The 1,860-nt window shown below is 58.8% G+C and carries 2 protein-coding genes and 1 pseudogene; all 3 read left to right on the top strand.

The annotated features are described in order from the left end of the window. Positions 1-9: 9 nt before the first annotated feature. Positions 10-120, top strand: a pseudogene (locus GRAN_RS27285) (leucine zipper domain-containing protein); the annotation flags it as partial. Positions 121-183: 63 nt separating this feature from the next. Then, positions 184-1,344 (top strand): Mu transposase C-terminal domain-containing protein, encoded by a 1,161-nt coding sequence (locus GRAN_RS25285; protein WP_241655148.1) that lies wholly within the window; start codon positions 184-186, stop codon positions 1,342-1,344. Between the two features lie 57 nt (positions 1,345-1,401). Beyond that, positions 1,402-1,860, top strand: a 459-nt coding sequence (locus tag GRAN_RS25280) for an AAA family ATPase (protein ID WP_150133280.1), incomplete at its 3' end; no start/stop codon positions are given.

The following is a 1,860-nucleotide window of genomic DNA, read 5'->3' as shown; positions in this document are numbered from 1 at the left end:
CGCTTTCGTATACTCCGCTCACACACGGAGCAGGGTGTTCCGCTTACAAGAACGGCGCAAGCAGCAGGCGTTGGTTTGCGAACTATTGAGCGATGGCTCGCTCAGTATCGCGCTGATGGTTTGACTGGGCTCGTGCGGCGGACCCGTGAGGATCGAGGAGGCCGCAGGCTGCCAGGTGAAGCGGTGGAACTGATCGAAGGACTGTTCCTCAAGATGCCACGACCTTCCGCCGCCTCTGTCTTTCGGCGTGTGCTCACATTTTACAAAGAGCGGCAATGGCCTTCGCCTTCGTACAGCACTGTCTATGCCGTCATCTCCAGGCTTGATCCGGGGATGATCACGCTGGCCCATGAAGGTCCTGCTAGCTTCCGCGACAAGTTTGAATTGGTACATCGCCATCGTGCCAGTCGTCCAAATGCAGTCTGGCAGGCCGGTCACACGCAGCTCGACCTGCTCATTCGGGACGCGAGCGGCAAGCCAGTGAGACCTTGGCTGACCACGGTTATCGACGACCACTCTCGCGCTCTGGCCGGATATTCGGTCTTTGTAGATGCACCGTCCGCTTTCCAGACATCGCTTGCGCTTGGTCAAGCGATCTGGAGAAAGGCCGATCCGCTCTGGGCTGTGTACGGTATCCCAGACGTGCTCTACGTTGACTACGGCAGCGACTTTACAAGCAAACACCTTGAGCAGGTAGCTGTGGACCTGCATTTCGAGCTGGTCTACTCGACCATCGCCCGTCCTCAAGGGCGAGGCAAGATCGAGCGTCTATTCGGAACTCTCAATACCGAGTTGCTGCCAGAGCTACCCGGCTACCTCATGCACGGCAAGCCGGCAACTGAACCCACGCTGTCCCTGGCGGAACTGGACCGCGCGCTCGGCACCTTCTTGGTCGGTACCTACAACGCCCGAACCCATCGCGAGATTCGGCTTCCGCCCCAAACCGCGTGGTCTGGTGACAGCTGGCTGCCTCGCACGCCGAACAGCCTTGAAGATCTGGACCTGCTGCTGATTTCGGTCGCAAAAGCCCGCACGATTCACCGTGACGGCATCCACTTTCAGGGAATCCGATACATGGACCCCACCCTGGCCGCGTACGTGAAAGAGGCCGTCACAATTCGCTACGACCCGCGCGATGTTGCTGAAATCCGTGTCTTTCACCGGAACCGCTTTCTCTGCCGCGGTCAGTCCCGAGCATTGTGGTCAGGCAATTACGTTGAAAGACATTCAGGCCGCGCGCTCGAATCATCGTCGTGCACTTCGCGGGCAAATCAGGGAACGCGTTACACCGGTTGCAGAGTTCCTCGCACCGCACACTACCGCAGCGATGACGCCTGCCCCTAAGCCCACGGCTACCGAACCTCAAAAGCCGAAACTACGCACCTACCGGGAGGACCTTGTATGAGAACAAGTAAAGCGCCTCGCCGTGCGGAGCCCTTCATCGTCACCAAAGAGCACCGACGGTTCCTGGAATTTGCCAATGCCGTTCGTAAGGAGCGGTTTATCGGCCTTTGCTACGGTCCTGCCGGCGTGGGCAAAACGCAGTCGGCCAGACGCTACGCTCACTGGCAAACAGTAGAGCCGCTCCTCACTCGCTGGGGACCTCGCGATGATACGGACAAGAAGGTATACGCAATACTCGCCAAGTCTCGCGTCCTCTTCTTTACCCCGGATGTTCGAGCTAATTTCGGCACGCTTCGGCATCAGCTCGACGAGCTACTAGGCCGCATCAACGTGTGCATCGATCAGAATACGGGCAAGACGACGCGCACTCTGCCCTGGGAGTACGTGGAGTTGGTCATCCTCGACGAGGCGGAACGCCTCAACACGATCGCCCTGGACTATCTACGTGACCTCTTC

The sequence above is a fragment of the Granulicella sibirica genome, from assembly GCF_004115155.1.
In the GTDB taxonomy this organism is placed as follows: Bacteria; Acidobacteriota; Terriglobia; order Terriglobales; family Acidobacteriaceae; genus Edaphobacter; species Edaphobacter sibiricus.
This window is presented reverse-complemented; position numbering and strand designations above follow the sequence as displayed.